The organism is Actinomadura gamaensis, assembly GCF_042652125.1.
In the GTDB taxonomy this organism is placed as follows: Bacteria; Actinomycetota; Actinomycetes; order Streptosporangiales; family Streptosporangiaceae; genus Spirillospora; species Spirillospora gamaensis.
This window is the reverse complement of record NZ_JBHSIT010000013.1, coordinates 1-20401: the sequence shown is the minus strand read 5'-3', so window position 1 is coordinate 20401 and position 20401 is coordinate 1. Positions and strand designations below refer to the sequence as shown.

Below are 20401 nucleotides of genomic sequence, written 5' to 3'. Positions count from 1 at the left end.
CGCTACGGCGTTCAGCCCCAGGTCTTGCGGCAGATGTCGTCGCTGGCCCGGATCTCATCGCCCTGCGGGGGCTGAGGCGCCTTCGCGTTCGCCGCCGGGTGCTTCGTCCGGGGCTGGGACGGCCCGCCCTGGGGTTTGAGCGTGGCGAACGGGTCGCGGTCGTCGCGGATCGCGGCCAGGAAGGGGGTGGCCGCAGGGGTCATGACCACGCGGTTCCTGTCCCGCGCCCACGGGGCCGAGGGCAGTGTCGTGAACTTCAGCGAGCCCGCCGACATGCCTCGGACGCCCTGGGCGAGCCGCAGCATCTCCGACAGGCTCAGCGCGCGGTCGGTGGTCATCGACTTCGCGCCCGAGGTCAGCAGCTTGTTCAGCCGGGACGGGTTGGCGAGCACGCCCGACTGCATGGCCTGGTGCGCGAAGGACGCCATGAACTGCTGCTGGCGTTTCATGCGCTGCGTGTCCGTGCCGTCCCCGAGCGAGTAGCGGGCGCGGACGAACTCCAGCGCGGTCTCGCCCTTCACCACGCTCGTCCCCTTGGGCAGGTTCAGGCCGGACTTGGCGTCGTGGACGGGCTGGGGCAGGCAGATCGGGACGCCGCCGACCGCCTCGGTGAGGCCCTTGAAGCCGGTGAAGTTCACCTCGACGAAGTGGTCGATATGGACGCCGGAGAACTTCTCGACCGTCCGGATCGTGCAGATGGGGCCGCCCCGGGCGAACGCCGAGTTGAACATGGCGAGGCCGAGGGGCGGCGTGGACGGTCTCTTCTCCCGCGGGCAGGACGGGATCGGCACCATCAGGTCGCGCGGGAGGCTGACGCCGTAGGCGCGCCCGCCGCCCGCCGCGATGTGGACGAGGATCACGGTGTCCGCCTTCGGGGCCTCGTTCTGGTGGCCGCGCCCGTACTTGGCGTTGGCGCCCGCGCGCGAGTCCGAGCCCATCAGCAGCACGTTGACCGACCGGTTCAGCTTCTTCGGCCGGTCCTTGCCGAGCAGCGTGTCCGGGTCCTCGTGGTGGATGCTCGACTGGAGCCTGTAGTAGTACCCGTAGGCGCCCAGGCTCCCGGACACCGCGAGCGTCGCGCCGGCGACGGAGACCACGGCGAGCGTGCGCCAGAGGGTCATCAGGCCTCCCAAAAGACGATCTTCCGGGAGTGTCTTGCCACGGCCGCCCGATCGGGTTCACGCGAGTTTCGGGATGCGCTCCAGGATCCCGCCCGCGAACACGTCGTAGAGGCCGAGCGGTTCCAGGTGGACGTAGCCGATGTGGCAGTCGCAGACGTCCAGCGGGCAGGGCCGGGGGCGGAGTCCGGCGCGGAACGTCCCGTCGTAGAGGTTGCCCAGGACGGCCGGGACGAAGTGGCAGCGCCGCACCGTCCCGTCGCCGTCCACCGAGACGACGCTCTCGCCCGTGCGGCAGGCTCGGCCGAGGCTGGGATGGGGGTCGCGGCTGTAGCCGAACAGCGGGTCGAGGGCCGTCCAGTCGGCGGCTTCGGCGTCGGTGTAGGCACGTCCTTCGGCGGCGTTCACCCACAGGTAGACGTGGTCGGGCAGGTCGGCGCGCAGGCGGCGGGCGTCCGCGAGGTGCTCGGGCTGCCCGACGACGCCGACCGAGTACCGGACGCCGCGTTCGGCCAGGTCACGGGCCTTGCCGAGGAAGCGCTCGTAGGGGACCTGGCCGGGATGGTAGGTCGCCCAGAGCGCGAGTCTGGACAGGTCGGCGTCCGAGGTCCAGGCCGTCCGGTGGCTGAGGTTGGTCTGGATCGCGACGCGCCGGACGTGCGGGACGTGGCTCAGCTCGACCAGCGCCCGCCGGTACCAGGAGCGCACGACCCCCTCACCCCACGGCGTGAACAGCACGGATACCGGATGGTCCTGAGCCGCGACCCAGGCGGTGAAGCGTTCCAACGCGGCCCGGTCGGCGCGCAGCTGCTCGGGGCTGTCGCGCCGCTTGGCGAACGGGCAGTACGGGCAGTCGTAGTCGCAGCTCGCCAACGGCCCGCGATAGAGGATCGTGAGGTGCTCGCCACTCGATTCCGACCCCTCGGGCAATCCGCGCACTACCGGGTCGGGGAGGGGGACGGCGGCCATCAGCGGGCCTCGTAGGCGTCCATGAGGGCGCGCACGCCGGAGGAGAAGAGCGCGGGGCCGATGGCGTCGGAGTACGCGAGCCCCTCGGGTGTCAGGCGCAGCACGTCGGGCCGGACGGAGAGCCAGTCGTGGTCGGCGAAGCTTTTGAGGTCGTCCGGGAAGTCGTCCATCGCGTCCGTCCCGAAGCGGGCGCGGTAGCCGGCCCGGTCGAGGCCGGACGCTTGCAGCAGCGACTGGACGAGGTGGCGGCGCCGGCGTTCGGCGTCGTCCAGGCGGAAGCCGACGCGCGCGGTCGTGAAGTCGTCGGCGCGGACGTAGCCGTCGATGATCGCGCGGACCTCGGTCGCGCCGACCGCGTACTCGAACGAGTAGTGCAGGTCGGAGGTGTAGGAGCGGGCGCCGCAGCCGAGACCGACCATGCCGTCGGTCTGGCAGCAGTACTCCGTCCCGCCGGCGCCGGAGCCGGAGCCGGGAAGGCGGAACATGCGCATGGAGACCTGCTCGTAACCGGCGGCGAGCAGGTGGTCGCGTCCCTGCCGGTAGAGCGCGAGCCGGTGGTCGTCCCAGTCGCGGCCGAGCCGGAACAGGCCGGTCAGGGGCCGCTTGTACAGCGGGTAGAGGTAGACCTCCTCGGGCTTCCAGCGCAGCGCGGTGTCGAGCGAGTAGGCCCAGCTCTCCGCCGTCTGCCCCGCGATGCCGTAGATCAGGTCGATGTTGAGGACGGGGATCGCGGCGTCCCGGATGGCGTCCAGCGCCGCGTCGACCTCGGCTCGCTTCTGCGGACGGACGGCGGCGCGCGCTTCGGCGTCGACGAAGCTCTGCACTCCGATCGAGATCCGCGTCGTCCCGCGGTCGCGCAGGACCCGCAGCCGGTCGGGCGTGGCCGTGGCCGGGGACGTCTCGACGCCCAGAGGCACGGCGTCCAGCCGGGCGAACCGGGACGCGATGTCGCACAGCCGGTCGAGTTCGGAGGCCGTCAGATACGTCGGCGTTCCGCCCCCGAATGCGGCGGTGGCGAAGGAAGCGTCACCCAAGGAATCGGCCACCGCATCAGCCTGCCGCGACAAGGCCGACAGATATGCGGAGGTCAGGTCCTCGGACGCGCCCGTCCGCGTGAACAGGTTGCAGAAGCCGCAGCGCATTTCACAGAACGGGATGTGCAGATAGAGGAAGAGCGCGCTCTTGTCCTCGTAGGCCCATACCGACCGCAACGACGGCGCCGGATCCAGCGGCCGATACGCGGTCTTGTGGGGGTAGGCGTAAACGTAACCCTGATACGGGCTGATCATGAAAGAACGAACTCTCCGTAGGGGACGGTCCAGACGACCTCGTGGCCGACGCGGTGCCCGACGTGGCCGTCCTCGCCGTAGGCGGTGCCGTGGTCAGAGCAGATGATCACGAGGGACGGGCGGCGGAGCGCGCCGAGCAGCCGGGGCAGGCGGGCGTCCACGTGGCGCAGCGCGGCGGCGTGGCTCGCCCGCGTGTCGCCGGACTCGCGCGTCGCGCCGTCCAGGTGGAACCAGTTCGGCTGGTGCAGCGCGGACACGTTCAGCAGCAGGAAAAGCCGCCGATCCGGCGACAGTTCGGCGATCGACTTCTCGACCCGATCGATCTGGTTGTCGAAACTGGTCGGATCGGTGACGCCGAAGGACGGCTCCCAATGGCTTTCGGCGAACAGCGACGGCAGGACCGAGCCGAGCGCGGTCCGCTTGTTGAAGAAGCCGACGCCGCCCACGCACACCGTGTGGTAGCCGATTTCGGCGAGCCCTTCCGGGACGGTCGCGGCGTCGAAAGCAAAGGTGCCGGAAGCCGTCGTTTCGCTGCCTGGAAAAGCTGCCGCGAAGAGCCGGGGATGCGGGCCCGGCCCGGCGGGCGTCGGCAGGAATCCGGCGAGCATCGCGGCGTGCGCGGCGTAAGTGAAGCTGCCGGGGGTGTGCCGCCGCTCCCAGCGTCCACCGGGAAGAACGGACGCGAAATGCGGTGTTTCCCCGGCGTCGAGCAGTTCGGACGCGACGTCGAAGCGCAGGGTGTCCAGGGTCACCAGCACCACGTCGTGGGTGCCGACGACCGCGTTCATGTCGCGCATACGGCCCCAGTTCCCGACAAGGCAGACAAAGCGGCTCTGACCTGGGCAGTGTAGGTGTCGGCTCCGGCGGCGGGGCCGTCCGGAAGGCCGGGGAGCCCGGGCAGCAGGTCGCCGAACGCGTTCACCTCGCCGACCGCGAACCGCTTCCAGCCGAGGCCGACGAGCAGATCGACGCCGACCATCAGGCTGCCCGGAAAGCACGCGGCGGCCCGCGCGCACACGTCCATCGCCTCGTGCCAGCCGTCCTCGCCGAGCGCGTTCCGGACGGCGGCCAGGTCTCCGCGCCGTCCGCCCAAGTGCAGGTTCGTCATGGGGACGGTGCTCGTCCGCACGACCGCGTGCGTCGGAACGCCCGCGACCACGACGACCCGCAGGTCGAGCACGCGACCGTTCAGCGCGGCCTTGGGCATCCAGCGTTCGACGTGCAGACCGTCGGGGGCGAGCGTGTCGACCAGCTCGGCGACCTCGGACTCCGACCGGTAGGTCTGGACGCGCAGCGAGTTGTGGAACCCGTCCGGACGCCGCGCCGCCGAGGTCACGGCCTTGATCCGAACCCCGTCTCCCATCCCCGCCCTCACACCCGGAGACCGCGCGCCCGGAGACCGCGCGCCTGAAGACCGCACGCCCGGAGACCGCGCCGGAGCGACCTCCAGCGCGATGACCCCCGATGCGGACGACCCGTGCGCCGGTTTGACGAAGACGCGCCGCTCCCCCGCCTCCGCCATCCGCGCGCGCAGGGACGCGTAGCCGGTGATCCCGGGCAGCGCGGGCGGCACCGGCACGCCGGCGGCGGCGAGCCGAGCGTGGCAGAGCCGCTTGTCGAACATGACCGCGATCTCGGACGGGTCGTTCAGCAGCGGAGCCCCGGCGTCCCGCGCGGCGGACTCGATCCGCCGGAGCCCGGCGACGAACCCCGCGTACCAGCGGGCTCCGCCGCCGACGGAGGTCGGCGCGACGCCGCCGCGCAGCAACGCGTCGGCCTCCGGATCCTCGCCCGGCGAGTCGATCCGGACCGGCACGCCGTCCGGCAGCCGGACGTCACCGCGCAGGACCGCGGGCCAGCCGATGACCTGCGGTTCGGGGAGCCCGGCGGCCCGGCAGGCGGACGCGAAGAGCGTGACCCGCCGGTCACCCGGACACCCGACGACGGCGAACGGCATGGGCACGGCGGCTCACTCCGAGACGGCGACGAAGAGCCAGTCCTCGTCCCGTTCCTGCTGCTCGTCCAGGTCGACCTCGGTGCCGGGGAGCGCGTCGCGCACGCGCCGCATCATCTCGTCGGTCAGGAAGTGGTGGTGCAGGTCGAGCCTCTTCAGGTGGGTCAGCGGCTGCCCGGACAGCAGCGCCTCCGCGCCCTCGTCGGTGAGCGTGCCCATGGCGAGGCTCAGCGACTCCAGTTGCGCGACGACCGGCGCGCCGGCCACGGCGGCGGCGATCTCGTCCTGGAGCTCGGAGTCCTCCAGGCCGAGGTGCCGGAGCGCGGGGAACCGCTCGCCCGACAGCAGAGGCGCGAGGTCCTCGACGCGGAACTCGCGGCCGTAGTTGTAGTTCTCCTCGCCGAACCAGAAGTCCAGATGCGCGAGGTTCGGCAGGTCGCTCGCGACGACCGCCTGGACGATCTCGCCCGGAAGCCCGCCGGACTCGAACCGCAGCGCCCGCAGCGACGTGCTCGCGAGCGGCTCCAGCGTCAGGCCGTCGCCGCCGCGCACCTCGAAGCGTTCGAGCTGCGGGAACGCCGCGAGCAGCGGCGTGATGTCGGAGTGCTGGATCCAGGAGATCTCGTTCTCCTCGACCACGACGTCCGCGAAGAAGAGCGCGCGCAGTCCGGGCAGCCGGTCGGCGACCTCGACCAGGACGTCCGCCGGGTAGCGGTCTTCTCCGTCGTGGCCCCACCAGCCGACGACGAGGGCGGTGATGCGTTCCGCGTCGACGGAATCCAGCAGGGCGAGCAGCGCGTCGTGCCACCTCGTCGTGCCGTCGAAGGCGACGCGCCACGCGACCGACGCCGCGTCCGGCAGGCCGCCCGCGCCGGACGCCTCGAACTGCCGGACGGGCAGGCCGGCGAACTCGGTCAGATGCTGGTCGACGGTCATGGCGTCACTCCGAGACCTCGATGAAGAACCAGTCGCCGTGCGGCTTCTGCTGGAAGTCGAGCCGGACGTCCACGCCGTCCAGGGCGGTGCGGATGCGCTCCATCATCGCGTCGGACAGGAAGTGGTGGTGCAGGTCGAGCGTCTTCAGGTGCGTGAGCGGCTGCCCGGACAGCAGCGCCTCCGCGCCCCGGTCGGTGAGGGTGCCCATGCCCAGGCTGAGCGTCTCCAGCTGCGCCACGACGGCCGCGCCCGCGACGGCCTCGGCGATGGCGTCCTGGTTCTCGGAGTCCTCCAGGCCGAGGTGGCGCAGGGCCGGGAAGCGCTCGCCGGACAGGATCGGCGCGAGGTCCGCCACCGTCGAGTCGCCGCCGTAGTTCTCCGTGCCGAGCCAGAGGTCGAGCCGGCGCAGGTTCGGCAGGTCGCTCGCGCCCACCGCCCGGACGACCCCGGACGGCAGCCCGCCCGACTCGAACCGCAGCGTCCGGAGCGTCTCCGAGGCGAACGGCCGGAGCGTGAGCTCCTGCGAACCGCGCAGCTCGAAGCACTCCAGCTTCGGGAAGGCGGCGAACAGCGGCGTGATGTCGGAGTGCTCGATCCAGGAGATCTCCGACTCCTCCATCACGATGTCGCCGACGAACAGCGAGCGCAGCTCGGGGAACCCGGCGGCGGACTCGGCGAGCAGGTCGGCGATCCTCAGGTCGTGCTCGTCGTAGGACGCGCCCCAGTAGCCGATGACCAGCGCCGTGATCCCGCTCGTGTCGACCTGTTCGCGGAACCGCGACCAGACCTCCTCGAAGGGCTCCTCGTCGAACTCGGTGCGGACGGCCCACGCGTGGTCCGCGGGCGACGCCAGCGCCGCGGCGGGCGGGTCGTCGGCGACGCCGAACTCCGCCACGGGCAGCCCGGCGTAGTCGGTGAGGTGGTCGAGGATGATCATCGGGTCCCTTCCGGATCACTGTCGGGACCAGTTCCTACCAGGACCACCCGACAAATGCGTGACCCTCGGGCAAATGCGTAATTCTCAGACGAACGCGTGCCCTCGGGCGGACGCGCACACCTCGGGCAAATGCGTAACCCTCGGACGGAACCGTCCGAGGGTTACGGGGAACGGGTGGACGACCCGAAGCCGGATCAGGCGGGCAGCACCGAACCGTGGTACTTGTCCTGGATGAACTTCTTGACCTCCGGCCCGCGCAGCAGCTCGACGAGCTTCTTGACCTTCTCGTCGTCCTTCTTCTCCGGCGTGGTCACGATGCCGTTCACGTACGGGTTGTTCTGCGCCGACTCGGTCGCAAGGGCGTCCTTGGCCGGGTCGAGCTTGGCCTCCAGCGCGTAGTTCCCGTTGATCACCGAGGCGTCCACGTCACCGAGCTGGCGCGGCAGCGCGGCGGCGTCGGTCTCCTTGAACTTCAGGCCCTTCGGGTTGGACGCGACGTCCTTCGGCGTGGCCTTCTCCTCGCTGCCCGGCTTGAGGGTGATCAGCTGGTTGGCGACCAGCAGCTTCAGCGCCCGCGCCTCGTTCGACGGGTCGGACGGCAGCGCGACGGTCGCGCCCTGCTTCAGTTCCGAGAGCTTGTGCACCTTCTTGGAGTAGACGGCGAGCGGCTCCAGGTGGATCCCGGCGACGAACACGAGCTTGGCGCCGAGCTTGGCGTTCGACTCGTCCAGGTACGGCTTGTGCTGGAAGTAGTTGGCGTCGAGCTGGCCGTCCTTGAGGGCGGGGTTCAGCTGCTCGTAGTTGCTGAACTCCTTGACCTCCAGCTTGAGCCCGGCCTTGTCGGCGAGGTTCTTCTTGACGTAGTCCAGGATCTCGGCGTGCGGCACGGAGGTCGCGCCGACCACGAGGGTGTCCTTGTCCTTGCCCGAGCCGCAGGCGGCCAGCCCGAACAGCAGTCCGGCGGCGGCCACGGTGGCGGTGATCTTGCGAAGCACGAAGAGTGCCCCCTTCATTTCGGTTCTAGCGGTGGGAGAGGCGCCGGACGAGCCGGTCGCCGAGCAGCTGGACGATCTGGACGAGCACGACGATCGCCACGACGACGGCGTAGGTCACGTTGGTCTCGAAGCGCTGGTAGCCGTAGCGGTTGGCGATGTCGCCGAGGCCGCCGCCGCCGATCGCCCCGGCCATCGCCGAGTAGCCGATCAGCGCGACGAACGTGACGACCAGGCCCGCGATCAGGCCGGGCCGCGCCTCGCGGAGCAGCACCTTCCACGCGATCTGCGGCCGGGACGCGCCCATCGCGCGGGCCGCGTCGACCACGCCGGGGTCCACCTCGCGCAGCGAGGTCTCCACGAGCCGGGCGTAGAACGGGATGGCCGAGACCGCCAGCGGGACGATCGCGGCGGTGGTGCCGATGGTGGTGCCGACGATCGCGCGGGTCACCGGCAGCAGCGCCACCAGCAGGATGATGAACGGGATGGACCGGCCGACGTTGACGACCAGCCCGATCAGGTGGTGGACGGCCGGCAGCGGCGCCAGCCCGCGCCGGTCGGTGACCACGAGCGCGAGGCCGAGCAGCGTGCCGAGCACGGCGGTGATCACGGTGGCCCAGACGGTCATCTGGAGCGTCTCGACGGTGCCCTGCCGCAGCAGCGGCCAGATCTCGTCCCAGGTCATGCCGCCACCTCCGCGCCGGGGGTCGGGTGGACCTCGACGGTCAGGCCCGCGTCGCGCAGGTGCGCGAGCTGGGCGGCGTTGAGGTCGGGGGCGCCGGGCAGCTCGATGCGCAGCCGCCCGATCCGGGTGCCGCCGACCTCCTCGACCGCGCCGCCGAGGATGTTGACGTCGATGGCGTAGGTGCGGGCGAGCGACGACACGAACGGCCGGTCGGCGGCGTCGCCCTCGAACGTGACGTCCACGACGGTCGTGCCGGGCCGGACGTCGGGGGCGGGCAGCGGGAACAGGTCCCGGGCCAGCTCGGAGCCGGGCCGCAGCAGCAGCTCGCGGACGGTCCCGGACTCGACCACGCGGCCGTCCCGCATGATCGCGGCCGAGTCGCAGATGCGCTTCACGACGTCCATCTCGTGGGTGATGAGCAGGACGGTCAGCCCGAGCCGGTCGCGCAGGTCGCGCAGCAGCGCCAGGATCGACGCGGTCGTCTCGGGGTCGAGCGCGGAGGTCGCCTCGTCCGAGAGCAGCACCTTGGGACGGCCCGCCAGCGCGCGGGCGATCCCGACGCGCTGCTTCTGCCCGCCGGAGATCTGCGCCGGGTAGGCCCCGGCGTGCTCGGTCAGGCCGACGAGGTCGAGCAGCTCGGCCACCCGCTCGGACCGCTCGGCGCGCGGGACGCCCATGACCTCCAGCGGGAACGCGACGTTCCCGGCGACCGTCCGGCTGGAGAGCAGGCCGAAGTGCTGGTGGATCATGCCGATGCCCTGCCGGGCCTCGCGCAGCTCGCCGCCGGACAGGGCGAGCAGATCCCGGCCGGCCACCTCGATGCGGCCCGAGTCGGGCCGTTCCAGCAGGTTGACGCAGCGCAGCAGGGTGCTCTTGCCCGCGCCGGAGCGGCCGAGGACGCCGAAGATCTCGCCCTCGCGGACGGTGAGGTCGACGCCGTCCACGGCGGTCAGCTCGCGACCGCGGGCTCGGTAGGTTTTTCGAAGTTTCTCGATCTGGATCACAGGGATAGTCCGTGCAGGCGACCGCGCCCGGTCCGGGCGTCGGCATGGCGGAAGAGGGGTGGTGACGCGTGCGCGCGGGTCCGCGGGGCGGCCCGCGCGCGGCGGGGCGGTCGGACGCGGGCGGCTGCGGGACGCCGGTCAGGCGCGCGGCCCGGAGCCCCGGGGCTCGGTCCCCGGGTTCGCCCGGCGACTCAGGCGCGGCCGGGCGGGTAGGGCGCGTGGCTCAGCAGGTGGCGTTGGAAGATCATGTGCAGGTGCGGCTTCCGGTCCGGAGATCGTCGGAGGTCGCTCGCTTCGGGGCGCGAGACGGGTCGGCGGGGGCCCTCAGCGGTCACACATTCGACACCGGCGCGGACACCCGAGGGCGCGCGTCATGGCCCGCATGATCTGCGGTCGGCGCGGCTGGCACGGGTGAACGGCGGTCATGGTCCAGAAGTAAACCCGGTGGTGGGTCCTGACGCAAATCGGTACATGCCGACGACCTGCACAAACGTGCGCCAGATCACACGAACGGGGGGACGGGCGGAGGAGGTCAGTAGTGCACGCTCACGGCGCCGGAACCGGACGTCACGTCCAGCGTGTTCGTCGTCTGCGCGCCCTGGACGCCGTCCGCGATGTCGCGCGAACCCGACCCGCTGTGGCCGCTGACCAGGTAGTGCGAGCCGGCGGGAAGGCCGAGGTCGATCGCCCCGGATCCGGTCCGGGCGACGATGCGCGCGGGGGCCTTCACGAAGCCCAGCTCGATCGCACCGGAGCCCGACGCGACCTCCGCCTCGCCGTCGCTCAGCCGCTCGCCGTTGATCGAACCGCTGCCGACCCGCGCCCGGAGCGGCCCGCCCAGGTCTGCGAGGTCCAGCGTCCCGGAGCTGTTCCGGACGTCCACCCGCCCCGTGACCCCGGTGACGGCGAGGGTGCCCGAGCTCATCCGGCCGCTGACCGGGACGTCCTTCGGGACGTCCAGGGTGACGGTCGCGTCGCACATCTGGAAGCCGACGAAACCGCCGTCACCGCACGTGACCCTGAGCTTCAGCGTGGCGCCGTCCCATTCGGCCCGGACGCGCGGCTTCGCCATGAGCCAGTGCAGCTCCTTGCGGATCCGCGGCGGCCCCGCCGTCGCCCGGACGGTCACGCTCGCCGACGTCCCCTCGATCTCGACCGCCCGCACCGGACGGGCCAGCCCCTCGGTGGTGTCGGAGCCGTGCCGGAGCTGCACGCCCACGATCTCCAGGCCGGTCGGCACGGCGACGAGCAGCGCGGTGAACGCGGCCAGCCCGTACCAGGGTCCCCTGCGGCGCGGGCGCTCCGGGGAGGCGGCGCGGCTCGGGCGTTCGTCGGTGACGCTCATGTGGAGTCTCCGTCCAGGAAGCGCAGCACGGCGAGGACGCGCCGGTGGTCGGCCTCGGCGTGGGGAAGGTCGAGCTTGGCGAAGATGTTGTTGATGTGCTTGGCGACCGCGCTCTCGCTCACCACGAGCGCGGCGGCGATTCCGGCGTTCGAGCGGCCCTCGGCCATCAGCGCGAGGACCTCCCGTTCGCGGGGGGTGAGCCGTTCGAGCGGATCGGTGTTGCGGCGCAGGAGCAACTGGGAGACCACCTCGGGATCGAGCGCCGTGCCGCCCGCGGCGACCCGGCGCAGGGCGTCGAGGAAGCCCGACACGTCCGCGACCCGGTCCTTCAGCAGGTAGCCGACGCCGCTGGTGTGCGCGGCGAGCAGGTCGGCGGCGTACCGCTCCTCGACGTACTGGGACAGCAGCAGGACGGACACGTCCGGGTACTCCCGGCGGAGCACGAGCGCGGCGCGGACGCCCTCGTCGGTGAAGCCGGGCGGCATCCGGACGTCCACGATCGCGGCGTCCGGGCGGTGCTCGGCGACGGCGGCGAGCAGGCCGTCGGCCTCGCCCACCGCGGCCGCGACCTCGAAGCCCGAGGTCTCCAGCAGCTTGATCAGTCCGGCTCGCAGCAGGACCGAGTCCTCGGCGATCACAATGCGCACGGCAACTCCACGTCGATGGTCGTCGGGCCCCCGTCGGGGCTGGTGATGCGGAACGTACCGTCCACCGAGCCGACCCGGCGGGCCAGCCCGCGCAGGCCGGTGCCGCCGCCGAACGACGCGCCGCCCTTCCCGTTGTCGGAGACCGTGACGTGCAGGGTGTCGCCGCGGCGCAGCACCGCGACGTCCACCGACGTCGCGCCCGCGTGCTTGACGACGTTGGTGAGCGCCTCGGACACCACGAAGTACGCGACGGCCTCGACCGTGGAGGACGCGCGGCGCGGCACGTCCACGGTCAGCCGGACCGGCAGCGGCACGCGCGCCGCGACGCCGGACAGGGCCGCGTCGAGGCCCCGGTCCTCCAGCACGGCCGGGTGCAGGCCGCGGATGAAGTTGCGCAGGTCGGTGAGGATCTCCTTGGACTCCTCGTGCGCCTCGACGATCACCTTCAGCGCCTCCGGCGGCAGGTCGCGCATCGTCTCCCGGGCGAGGCCGAGGTTCATCGCGAGCGACACCAGCCGCTGCTGGACGCCGTCGTGCAGGTCCCGCTCGATGCGGCGGCGCTCCAGGTCGGCGGCGTCCACGACGCTGGCGCGCTTCTCGGCCAGGTCCTCCACGCGCCGCCGCAGCTCGCTGGTCACGTCCGGGCCGAGCAGGGACCGGACGGCCCCGGCGTCCCAGCGCGCGACGCCGTCGGCGAGCCACGGCGCCCCGACGAGCAGGACGACCCCGCCCGCCGTGAGGACGCCGATGCGGATCGCGTGCCCGGTCAGCGACAGCGGGCTGTCGGGGGGCAGCGCCCAGGCGTAGGCGCCGACGGTCGTCAGCGCCGCCCCGGCGAGCCAGCACGCGACCGTGGCGAGACCGGCCAGCGCGATCAGCGGCCCGACGAGCAGGTGGTAGCGGACCAGCCGCCAGAGCTCGGGCGAGCGCAGGTCGCGGAGGGCGTCCAGCGGGCCCGCGTCCTCGCCGCGCGGGGGCAGCGGCGGGATGTCCACCCCGAGCACGGCCCAGCAGCGTTCCCGGTGCGCGGCCGCGAGCGGGCGCGCCACCAGCACGAGGCCGACCACGGGGACGGCCAGCCACAGGAGGATGACCGACACGTCCGACGCGGGCCAGACCACCCACGGCAGCGCGACGATCGCCCAGCCGGCGAGCTGGAGCGGCACCCCCGAGGCGACGAAGACGGTCTCCCGCCAGGTCGCCCGCGACCACGGCGCGTGGGTGAGGACACGCCGCCCTACGGAACTGGACACCATGCCCAAGACGGTAAGGCCGCCGGAGACCCGGCCGCCATGCAGCGGTTTTCCGCTCCGGGGGTGGTGTTAGCACCACCCCGTTTCGGAAAGCGCCGCTACTGCCCCGGAGCCCCGGCTCGGCCAGGCTTGATCACGTCGGCGAAACCGCCGGCGAGGTCACGAAGATCGCCGGAGCGGTCCCGAAGATCGCCGACGCGGTCGGAGGCCGCCGACGAGGTCGAGAAGACCGCACGAGGTCGAGAAGACCGTCGATGAGAAGGGAACCCGTCATGGTCGCCAGCGTCAGCCCGATCGCCCGTCCCCGCGGCCGTGGCCGTCGGAGCGCGTACGCCCCGCGGCCGGCGGTCCTTCCCGGTTCCGCCGCCGTGCCCTCGGCGCTCCGGGTCCTGCGGCGGATGCGCGCGGGCCACGTGCTGGCGGGGGCCGGGGTGGCGCTGCTGCCCTGGATGGCCCTGCTCGCGTTCCGGACGCCGTCCAGCGCGCACGTGACGAACTGGTCGGCGGCCTGGATCGGGCTGGACGCGGCGCTCGCGGCGGGCCTGATCGGCACCGGCCTGCTGGCCGCCCGCCGGGACCCGCGGCTCTGCCTGCCCGCCGTCGCGACCTCGGCCCTGCTGTTCATGGACGCCTGGTTCGACGTCCTGACCTCGGCTTCCGGCCCGGACCGCGCCGTCGCGGCGGTGCTCGCGGCGGGGATCGAGATCCCGCTGGCGGTGGTGTGCGCGGTGCTGGCCGTCCGGGCGTTCCCGAAGCCGTCCGCCTGACCGGCGGGTGCCCGGCCGGGCGCCTCTCGGGCGACGGCGGGACGACCTCGGCGGAACGTCGTGGTTACAAGGCGCTGACCTGGGGTATAACGACTCGTTCGCCACATTCGCCCAAGATCGGTGATGACATCCCGTCCGGGCCTCTAGCATGGCTGGGACGCAGGGCCGGTCCTCCGCTCCCGGAGGCTCGGCCCTTCGACCTGAAGGCACGATCTGAGGTCCGCATCATGAACGACCGCGAAGTGCGCGAGCAGTGCCTCCGCCTCCTGCGCGACGGCGCGTCCGACCCGTCCGGCCCCGGTGCGGCGGATCCGGCCGTCCCCGGCGCGCCCGCCGACCCCGAGGGCGACGCCCTGCTGTCCCACGACGTCGACGGCGACATCGCCGTGGTGAGCGTGCTGCGGCGGGGCGGTGGGATGCTGCTGCCGGACGAGGTCATGATCGAGGGCCTGACCTTCCAGTTCCGCGGCGGCGAGTGGATGGAGCTGGGCGGCGGCTCGGGCTCGGCGCCGGCGCGCCCGCTCGACCGCTGCTCCGAGGAGGAGCTGGGCGGCGCGCTGCGCGTCTACGGCTCCGGCCGGACGGTCCGCAACGCCGACCGGCTGCTGCCGTGGGGCGCCAAGTGGGTGAACCAGGCGCGGCTGCGGGCCGCCGCCGGGGTGGCCACGGTGCGGGTCGGCTCCCGGCTGCTGCGGGTGCCCGAGCACGGGCATCTGGCGATCGTCTGGGGCACCCGCCGCGCGCCCGTGCTGGAGGCGCTGGACGCCGACGGCGGCGTCCGGGGCGTGCTCGACCTGGAGCACCCGTTCCCCTCGGGCCCGCGCCTGGCCCCGGTTGGGACCGCTCCAAATTTGACCGACCGTTCCTGAAAGCCCTAGAGTCCCGGCATGGCCAGGATCAAGGAGTTCGATCCCGACGCCGCCCTGCGCGCCGCGCTGGAGCTGTTCTGGGAGCGCGGCTACGAGGGCACCTCGATGGCCGACCTCGTGGAACGCACCGGCGTGGCGCGGGCCAGCCTCTACGCGACCTTCGGCGGCAAGCACGATCTGTACGTGAAGGCCCTGGAGCTGTACGCGCGGGCCACCGACCCGGGCCTCCTGGACGAGCTGTCCCGGCCCGGCCCCGTCCTGCCCGCGCTGCGCGCGCTCGTGGAGCGGTACGCGGCCGAGTCGTCCGGGCCGTCGCTGCGGGGATGCATGGTGGTCAACGCGGCCGTCGAGATGGCGGGCCGCGACGCCGTCGCGGCGCGGTACGTCGAGGCCAGCTGGACGCACCTCGAAACGGCCCTGACCTCGGCGCTCATCCGCGCCCGCGCGCAGGGCGAGCTGCCGTCCGACCGCGATCCGCGCGCCCTGGCGCGGCTGCTCCTGGTGCTCTTCCAGGGCATGCGCGTGCTCGGCCGGGCCCCGGGCGGCGAGGAGCGCCTCCGCGACGCCGCCGAGCAGGCCCTCGCCGTCCTCGCCTGACTTTCCTACGCCCCCTCGCGGGGTCTTTTCTTTACCCTCATTCAAGACCGATCATTCTCAAATAGGAGCCCCCATGCGTTTCTCCGACCGCGCCGTCCTCGTCACCGGCGGCGGCACCGGCCTCGGCCGCGCCACCGCGCTCGCCTTCGCCCGCGAGGGCGCGTCCGTCATGGTCGCCGGGCGCACCGAGGAGGCGCTCAAGGAGACCGTCCGGCTGATCGAGGCCGAGGGCGGGACCGCCGCGCACGTCCGCGCGGACGTCACCGACTCCGCCGACACCGCCCGCATGGTCGCCGAGACCGTCGCGCGCTTCGGCGGCCTGCACGTCGCGTTCAACAACGCGGGAGCGTTCGTCCCGTTCGCTCCGGCCGCCGACCTGGCGGAGGACGACTGGAGGGCCGGGCTGGAGATCAACGCCACCGGCACGTTCCTGTCCATGAAGCACGAGATCGCCCACATGCGGGCGCACGGCGGCGGGGCGATCGTGAACATGGCGTCCAACATCGGCGTGCACGGCCGCCGTCCGGGCCTCGCGGGCTACGCCGTCGCCAAGGCCGCGGTGAGCGCGCTCACCCGCGCCGCCGCCCTGGACCACGTGGGCGACGGCATCCGGATCAACGCCGTGAGCCCGGGCGCGGCCGACGGCCCGATGTCCTTCCAACCCGGCGAGTCCCGCGCCGACCGGGCCGCCCGCCTCGGCGCGGCGATCCCCCTCGGCCGCCTCGGCGAGGCCGGGGAGATCGCCGCCGCCGTCCTCTGGCTGGCGTCCGACGAGGCCGGGTTCGTGGTGGGCCACGACATGGTCATCGACGGCGGCGTCACCGCCTGACGGACGACACGGCGGGTCACTCCCGCGGACGATGCGGACGGCCCGCTCCGCCGCCGATACTCGTGCGATGGCGGAACGGGCCCTGAGCGGGACGAACCGGACGGACCTCGCGGTCGCCGTCGCGGTCACGGCGGCGACGGTCGTCCCGGCGCTGCCCCGCGGCCCGGTCGTGGCGCTGCTCGCGCTGCTGGCGTCCGCGCCGGTGCTGTGGCGCCGGCGCGCGCCGCTCCCGGTCGGGATCGTCGTCGGGGCGGCGATGACCGGGCTCGTCCTGTGGGAGAAGCCGTTCCTGCCGTACGGGCCGCTCGTCGCCGTCTACACGATCGCCGAGCAGTCGGACACCCGCACGCGCATCGCGTCGATCCCGCTGATCGCCGCCGACGTCTACGTCTCCCTGGCCCTCCCCCACGAGGACACCGACGTGTACCGCTCGCTGGCGGCGGTGTTCGTCGCGGCCTACGCGCTCGGCACCAACACGCGCGCCCGCCGAGCGCGCGCCGCCGAGCTGGCCGAACGCGAACGCCGTCTCGCCGGGGAACGCGAGGCCGCCGCGGAACGCGAGCGCGCGCGCATCGCCCGCGACATGCACGACATCGTCACGCACTCGGTCGGGCTGATGGTCGTCCAGGCGGAGGCGGGGCCGGTCGTGCTGGCCGCGTCGCCCGCGCGGGCCGAGGCGGTCTTCGACTCGATCGCCGACACCGGACGCGACGCCCTGACGCAGCTCCGCTCGGTCCTCGGCACCTTGCGTCCGGCCGAACCGAGCGGCCCCGCGCCCGGCCTGGACACGCTTCCCGACCTGGTCGAAGGCGCTCGCAGGGCCGGGCTGGAGGCCGTCCTCGACCTGCCGGACCCGGTGCCGGACGTCCCGCCCGGCGTCGCCGTCGCCGCCTACCGGATCGTCCAGGAGGCGTTGACCAACACGGTCCGCCACGCAGGCGCGACGCGCGTCGAGGTGCGGCTCCGCCTCACGGCGGGCGCCCTGCGGGTCGAGGTCCTCGACGACGGGACCGGGCCTTCTTCGACCGGCTCGGGGCACGGGCTGATCGGCATGCGGGAACGCGCCGCGGCCTGCGGCGGGACGCTCCGCGCCGCCCCCGCCGCGGGCGGGCGCGGGTTCGCGGTCGAGGCCGTCCTTCCGGTTGGATGAAGGGCGTGCTGCGCGTGCTCGTCGCCGACGACCAGGACCTCTTCCGCGCCGCGTTCGCCATGATCCTCGACGCCCAGCCCGACATGTCCGTCGTCGGGGAGGCCGCCGACGGCGCCGAGGCGGTCGGACGGGCCGCCGAGCTGCGTCCCGACGTCGTGGTCATGGACGTCCGCATGCCCGTCCTGGACGGCGTCGCCGCGACCCGCCGGATCCGCTCCGAACTGCCCGGCGTGCGCGTCCTGGTCCTGACCATGTTCGACCTGGACGAGTACGTCTACGACGCCCTGCGCGCGGGCGCGGGCGGCTTCCTGCTGAAGGACATCCGGCGCGACGAGCTGGCGAACGCCGTGCGCGTCGTGGCGCGGGGCGACTCGCTCCTGGCCCCCACGGTGACGCGCCGCCTGGTCGAGGACCTGGTGCGCCGCCCCGGCCACGGCGTCGCCCCCGTCCTCGCCGCCCGCCTGGACGGCCTGACCGAGCGGGAGACCGAGATCCTCCGCCTCCTCGCCCGCGGCCTGTCGAACCTGGAGATCGCCGAGTCGCTCGTGGTCAGCGAGTACACGGTGAAGACCCACGTCAGCCGCGTCCTGACCAAGCTCGGCCTCCGCGACCGCGTCTAGGCCGTCGTCTTCGCCTACGAATCCGGCCTGATCACCCCCGGCGACGCCTGACCCGCCGCGCGCATCCCGCCGTCCGGTGGACGCGGACGATGGTCCCACCGGCGAGGGACCTATGCCCCTCGGCCTTCCGCAGCGTCCGAGGTCGAATACGAAGAGCAAGGCCTCGAGCGGAGGAGGACTCATGGACCACACTGACGATCCCACTCGCGGAGGCATTTCCAACTTGCGCGGAGCGGGGAAGGATCTGGGCGCGCGAGCATTTCATCCGAGGGAGGCCGTGACGGCCTTCGCGCCCGCCGGCGGCGTGCGCGTCCGGGAGGAGATGACCTCCAGCGAACGCGACGCGGTGAGCGAACTCGGCGCCGCCTTCACCGACCAGACCGAGGGCATCTGGATCCTCATCAGCGGCGAGTTCACTTCGAACGGCGACGTCAGCACCGAAGGTCAGGTTCGCGACATCCTGCACACTGCCTTCGGTTATCCCAAGGTGGACGGTCCCGCCCACACGCTCAACGTCCTGCTCGACTCGTCCGGCGGGAACCTGGACAGCGCGTACACCACGGTGCTCTACCTCTCCGCCTACGCCAAGACCCTGAACGTCTACGTCCCGGATCGGGCCAAGAGTGCGGGCACCCTGGTGGCCGTCGGCGCGGACCGCGTGTTCCTGTCGCCGTTCGGACAGCTCGGACCGCTGGACACGCAGATTCCCAATCCCCGCAACCCGGCCAACGACGTGTCGGCGCTGGACTGCTACCAGAGCGTCGACTACGTCCGCGACTTCGGCTTCAGGACGGTCATCTCGGTGCTGCCCAAACTCGTGGAGGCCACCGAGCGGCGCATCTCGGTGAACGAGCTCCTGGCCGCAGCGTCCACCTTCGCTCTGGGGACGATCGGTCCGGTCCTGCAAAGCGTCACGGCTCTGGACTTCGGCGGTTGGGGCCGCACCCTCCGCATCGGAGAGCACTACGCGCGCAAGCTGCTCGAGGCCAAGGCGGTCAACGGCCACGCATCCCGGATCGACGAAACCGCCTTCGAGCTCGTCTACGGCTACACCCACCACCTTTTCCCCATCGACCTGAACGAGGGGAAACGCCTGGGTCTCAACGTCCATGCGATGGACGAAAAGGTGTACGAAGGTGCCATCAAGGTGGTGAGGGCCTGCCACAAGAAGTCCTTCGTCGGATTCCTGAACAAGGAACAGAACGATGCGGTCAAAGCGGAGGAGCGGGACACCGAGTCACCCGAGCAGGACGCCGGGTCAACCGGCACCGGCACTCCCATCTGACCATCGCTTCGCTATTCGCGCCGCGAGGTCGCGATCCACCTCGGATACCCTGCTCGCTGCAGCCGTCGTCCGCCTCTTCCTACGGACACGATCGGCTTCGTCGTAAAGATCACGCTTCGGCCCTTCGGCCGGAGCGCGGAAGCAGTCCAGAATCACGCCCAGAGGAACCGCGGCGGTCGCTCGGACGACGGGCTCCAGATCGCCTGCGGCACATCTGAGTAAGGTGTACGTCGGGAAATCCGGAATGCGTCCGCTGACGCTCCACCAATTCTTGTCCCTCGACAGGAGCATGTGCGAGATCGCCCGCAGGATCCACAGCCTCGCGTCATGCGGAAGGGTCCGGTTCCAGTTTCGCATGAAATGGTCGGCGAAGCAGTATCCCCCGTCTTCGTCAGCCGTCAACCTCCCCTGCTGGGCATAGTTGCTCAGCAGGATGGCCGCCTCGACGGCGGCTTGGTCGTCGACGCGGCCACCATCCAGCGGTTTGCGGCTGTCGGCGCTCGTCAACACCTGGTCGATGACCCATGTCGCCGTCGCCATCTCCAGCGTCCCTTTCCGAACGGCCGGATCAAGCGCCCGAAGGGCCACCCTTTGCTGCCCGAGCAGCACCATGGCTGAGAACACTGCGGACATCCGTTCCGGAGAACTCGACGGCGGCAACGTTCCCAGGCTGTCCAGCACGGCCTTCAACTGGAGTGATCTGTGCTCCCGCATGTTATGGGCGCGCGTGAGCAGAGCCCCGTACATGGTGACCGCCGTGGCCAGACCGCCGCCGATGAACGTCAGGAACACCTTCAGCTGATCGGGACTGGGACTTCCGCCGCGGAACGAATAGAGATGGGACCGCCACGCCAGCGACGCCGCCATGTACCACAAAGGCAGGACGACGAAGAAGGTGAGCGTGTAATAGGGCCAGTTCAGGCGAATGCGCTGGATGACATGGCGTGGCCGGACACGGTCCAGGGCGATGGCCAGACGTAGCCACATGCCATCGAGTCTTTCGGCCGTTCATCGGAGAAGTAAGGGTCCTAAGCGCCATTCCATAGGTTCTGTTCGTAACCTGGCGTGAGATCGCAGCGGCGCGGGGTGTTGACAGGGGCCTCGCCGGGCGTTGGATCGAGTTGTCTACACCCTCCAGCCGCCCGGCGAGGTCGT

The 20401-nt window shown here is 72.0% G+C and carries 21 protein-coding genes; 7 read left to right on the top strand and 14 right to left on the bottom strand.

The window, feature by feature from the left end; translation table 11 throughout:
• Positions 1-11 precede the first annotated feature (11 nt).
• The 13 genes from ACFPCY_RS35395 to ACFPCY_RS35335 form a co-directional block, all read right to left on the bottom strand.
• Complete coding sequence (locus ACFPCY_RS35395; RefSeq protein WP_378262750.1) at positions 12-1121, bottom strand: LCP family protein; 1110 nt, start codon at positions 1119-1121, stop codon at positions 12-14.
• Positions 1122-1178: 57 nt separating this feature from the next.
• The gene (locus ACFPCY_RS35390; protein WP_378262748.1) at positions 1179-2087 is read right to left on the bottom strand and encodes an STM4011 family radical SAM protein; all 909 of its coding nucleotides are present in this window, start codon (positions 2085-2087) and stop codon (positions 1179-1181) included.
• A complete protein-coding gene (locus ACFPCY_RS35385; RefSeq protein WP_378262746.1) occupies positions 2087-3376 on the bottom strand; it encodes an STM4012 family radical SAM protein in 1290 nt (429 codons plus the stop codon). The genes ACFPCY_RS35390 and ACFPCY_RS35385 overlap by 1 nt, the downstream gene beginning before the upstream one ends.
• On the bottom strand, positions 3373-4173 hold the full coding sequence (locus tag ACFPCY_RS35380) for an STM4013/SEN3800 family hydrolase (protein WP_378262744.1): 801 nt from the start codon (positions 4171-4173) through the stop codon (positions 3373-3375). Before ACFPCY_RS35380 ends, ACFPCY_RS35385 begins: the two co-directional genes overlap by 4 nt.
• The gene (locus ACFPCY_RS35375; protein WP_378263152.1) at positions 4161-5333 is read right to left on the bottom strand and encodes an STM4014 family protein; all 1173 of its coding nucleotides are present in this window, start codon (positions 5331-5333) and stop codon (positions 4161-4163) included. The genes ACFPCY_RS35380 and ACFPCY_RS35375 overlap by 13 nt, the downstream gene beginning before the upstream one ends.
• Positions 5334-5345: 12 nt before the next feature.
• Positions 5346-6266, bottom strand: coding sequence for an STM4015 family protein (locus ACFPCY_RS35370; protein WP_378262742.1), 921 nt, complete (start codon positions 6264-6266; stop codon positions 5346-5348).
• 4 nt (positions 6267-6270) lie between these two features.
• Positions 6271-7203, bottom strand: a complete 933-nt coding sequence (locus ACFPCY_RS35365; protein ID WP_378262740.1) for an STM4015 family protein — start codon at positions 7201-7203, stop codon at positions 6271-6273.
• Positions 7204-7397: 194 nt separating this feature from the next.
• Positions 7398-8198, bottom strand: a complete 801-nt coding sequence (locus tag ACFPCY_RS35360; protein ID WP_378262738.1) for a MetQ/NlpA family ABC transporter substrate-binding protein — start codon at positions 8196-8198, stop codon at positions 7398-7400.
• A gap of 25 nt (positions 8199-8223) precedes the next feature.
• Complete coding sequence (locus tag ACFPCY_RS35355) at positions 8224-8880, bottom strand: methionine ABC transporter permease (protein WP_378262735.1); 657 nt, start codon at positions 8878-8880, stop codon at positions 8224-8226.
• Positions 8877-9884 (bottom strand): methionine ABC transporter ATP-binding protein, encoded by a 1008-nt coding sequence (locus ACFPCY_RS35350; RefSeq protein ID WP_378262733.1) that lies wholly within the window; start codon positions 9882-9884, stop codon positions 8877-8879. The genes ACFPCY_RS35355 and ACFPCY_RS35350 overlap by 4 nt, the downstream gene beginning before the upstream one ends.
• 532 nt (positions 9885-10416) lie before the next feature.
• Positions 10417-11229 (bottom strand): DUF4097 family beta strand repeat-containing protein, encoded by an 813-nt coding sequence (locus tag ACFPCY_RS35345; protein ID WP_378262731.1) that lies wholly within the window; start codon positions 11227-11229, stop codon positions 10417-10419.
• The gene (locus ACFPCY_RS35340) at positions 11226-11876 is read right to left on the bottom strand and encodes a LuxR C-terminal-related transcriptional regulator (protein WP_378262729.1); all 651 of its coding nucleotides are present in this window, start codon (positions 11874-11876) and stop codon (positions 11226-11228) included. The genes ACFPCY_RS35345 and ACFPCY_RS35340 overlap by 4 nt, the downstream gene beginning before the upstream one ends.
• Positions 11864-13132, bottom strand: coding sequence for a sensor histidine kinase (locus ACFPCY_RS35335; RefSeq protein WP_378262727.1), 1269 nt, complete (start codon positions 13130-13132; stop codon positions 11864-11866). The genes ACFPCY_RS35340 and ACFPCY_RS35335 overlap by 13 nt, the downstream gene beginning before the upstream one ends.
• Positions 13133-13383: 251 nt before the next feature.
• Here ACFPCY_RS35335 and ACFPCY_RS35330 point away from each other — a divergent pair, with 251 nt between their 5' ends.
• The 7 genes from ACFPCY_RS35330 to ACFPCY_RS35300 all read left to right on the top strand — a co-directional run bounded on the left by ACFPCY_RS35330 (position 13384) and on the right by ACFPCY_RS35300 (position 19246).
• Positions 13384-13896, top strand: a complete 513-nt coding sequence (locus ACFPCY_RS35330) for a hypothetical protein (RefSeq protein WP_378262725.1) — start codon at positions 13384-13386, stop codon at positions 13894-13896.
• A gap of 227 nt (positions 13897-14123) precedes the next feature.
• The gene (locus ACFPCY_RS35325) at positions 14124-14765 is read left to right on the top strand and encodes a hypothetical protein (RefSeq protein ID WP_378262723.1); all 642 of its coding nucleotides are present in this window, start codon (positions 14124-14126) and stop codon (positions 14763-14765) included.
• Between the two features lie 18 nt (positions 14766-14783).
• A complete protein-coding gene (locus ACFPCY_RS35320; protein ID WP_378262721.1) occupies positions 14784-15362 on the top strand; it encodes a TetR/AcrR family transcriptional regulator in 579 nt (192 codons plus the stop codon).
• A 73-nt stretch (positions 15363-15435) separates the two neighbouring features.
• Positions 15436-16191, top strand: coding sequence for an SDR family NAD(P)-dependent oxidoreductase (locus tag ACFPCY_RS35315; protein ID WP_378262719.1), 756 nt, complete (start codon positions 15436-15438; stop codon positions 16189-16191).
• 67 nt (positions 16192-16258) lie between these two features.
• On the top strand, positions 16259-17341 hold the full coding sequence (locus ACFPCY_RS35310; RefSeq protein ID WP_378262717.1) for a sensor histidine kinase: 1083 nt from the start codon (positions 16259-16261) through the stop codon (positions 17339-17341).
• Complete coding sequence (locus ACFPCY_RS35305) at positions 17338-17961, top strand: response regulator transcription factor (RefSeq protein ID WP_378262715.1); 624 nt, start codon at positions 17338-17340, stop codon at positions 17959-17961. Before ACFPCY_RS35310 ends, ACFPCY_RS35305 begins: the two co-directional genes overlap by 4 nt.
• A gap of 181 nt (positions 17962-18142) precedes the next feature.
• Positions 18143-19246 carry an SDH family Clp fold serine proteinase gene (locus tag ACFPCY_RS35300; protein WP_378262713.1) on the top strand — a complete coding sequence of 368 codons (1104 nt, stop codon included), beginning with the start codon at positions 18143-18145 and terminating at the stop codon, positions 19244-19246.
• Here the strand turns inward: ACFPCY_RS35300 and ACFPCY_RS35295 are convergent.
• The gene (locus tag ACFPCY_RS35295) at positions 19220-20233 is read right to left on the bottom strand and encodes a hypothetical protein (RefSeq protein ID WP_378262711.1); all 1014 of its coding nucleotides are present in this window, start codon (positions 20231-20233) and stop codon (positions 19220-19222) included. The two genes, ACFPCY_RS35300 and ACFPCY_RS35295, sit on opposite strands and share 27 nt — an antisense overlap.
• Between the last annotated feature and the right edge of the window lie 168 nt (positions 20234-20401).

Coding starts and splice junctions, on each gene's coding strand:
- ACFPCY_RS35310 (WP_378262717.1), top strand. CDS start 16,259: ATGGCGGAACGGGCCCTGAGCGGGACGAACCGGACGGACCTCGCGGTC.
- ACFPCY_RS35380 (WP_378262744.1), bottom strand. CDS start 4,173: ATGCGCGACATGAACGCGGTCGTCGGCACCCACGACGTGGTGCTGGTG.
- ACFPCY_RS35365 (WP_378262740.1), bottom strand. CDS start 7,203: ATGATCATCCTCGACCACCTCACCGACTACGCCGGGCTGCCCGTGGCG.
- ACFPCY_RS35355 (WP_378262735.1), bottom strand. CDS start 8,880: ATGACCTGGGACGAGATCTGGCCGCTGCTGCGGCAGGGCACCGTCGAG.
- ACFPCY_RS35370 (WP_378262742.1), bottom strand. CDS start 6,266: ATGACCGTCGACCAGCATCTGACCGAGTTCGCCGGCCTGCCCGTCCGG.
- ACFPCY_RS35305 (WP_378262715.1), top strand. CDS start 17,338: ATGAAGGGCGTGCTGCGCGTGCTCGTCGCCGACGACCAGGACCTCTTC.
- ACFPCY_RS35295 (WP_378262711.1), bottom strand. CDS start 20,233: ATGTGGCTACGTCTGGCCATCGCCCTGGACCGTGTCCGGCCACGCCAT.
- ACFPCY_RS35375 (WP_378263152.1), bottom strand. CDS start 5,333: ATGCCGTTCGCCGTCGTCGGGTGTCCGGGTGACCGGCGGGTCACGCTC.
- ACFPCY_RS35385 (WP_378262746.1), bottom strand. CDS start 3,376: ATGATCAGCCCGTATCAGGGTTACGTTTACGCCTACCCCCACAAGACC.
- ACFPCY_RS35395 (WP_378262750.1), bottom strand. CDS start 1,121: ATGACCCTCTGGCGCACGCTCGCCGTGGTCTCCGTCGCCGGCGCGACG.
- ACFPCY_RS35300 (WP_378262713.1), top strand. CDS start 18,143: ATGGACCACACTGACGATCCCACTCGCGGAGGCATTTCCAACTTGCGC.
- ACFPCY_RS35330 (WP_378262725.1), top strand. CDS start 13,384: ATGAGAAGGGAACCCGTCATGGTCGCCAGCGTCAGCCCGATCGCCCGT.
- ACFPCY_RS35335 (WP_378262727.1), bottom strand. CDS start 13,132: ATGGTGTCCAGTTCCGTAGGGCGGCGTGTCCTCACCCACGCGCCGTGG.
- ACFPCY_RS35325 (WP_378262723.1), top strand. CDS start 14,124: ATGAACGACCGCGAAGTGCGCGAGCAGTGCCTCCGCCTCCTGCGCGAC.
- ACFPCY_RS35390 (WP_378262748.1), bottom strand. CDS start 2,087: ATGGCCGCCGTCCCCCTCCCCGACCCGGTAGTGCGCGGATTGCCCGAG.
- ACFPCY_RS35320 (WP_378262721.1), top strand. CDS start 14,784: ATGGCCAGGATCAAGGAGTTCGATCCCGACGCCGCCCTGCGCGCCGCG.
- ACFPCY_RS35345 (WP_378262731.1), bottom strand. CDS start 11,229: ATGAGCGTCACCGACGAACGCCCGAGCCGCGCCGCCTCCCCGGAGCGC.
- ACFPCY_RS35315 (WP_378262719.1), top strand. CDS start 15,436: ATGCGTTTCTCCGACCGCGCCGTCCTCGTCACCGGCGGCGGCACCGGC.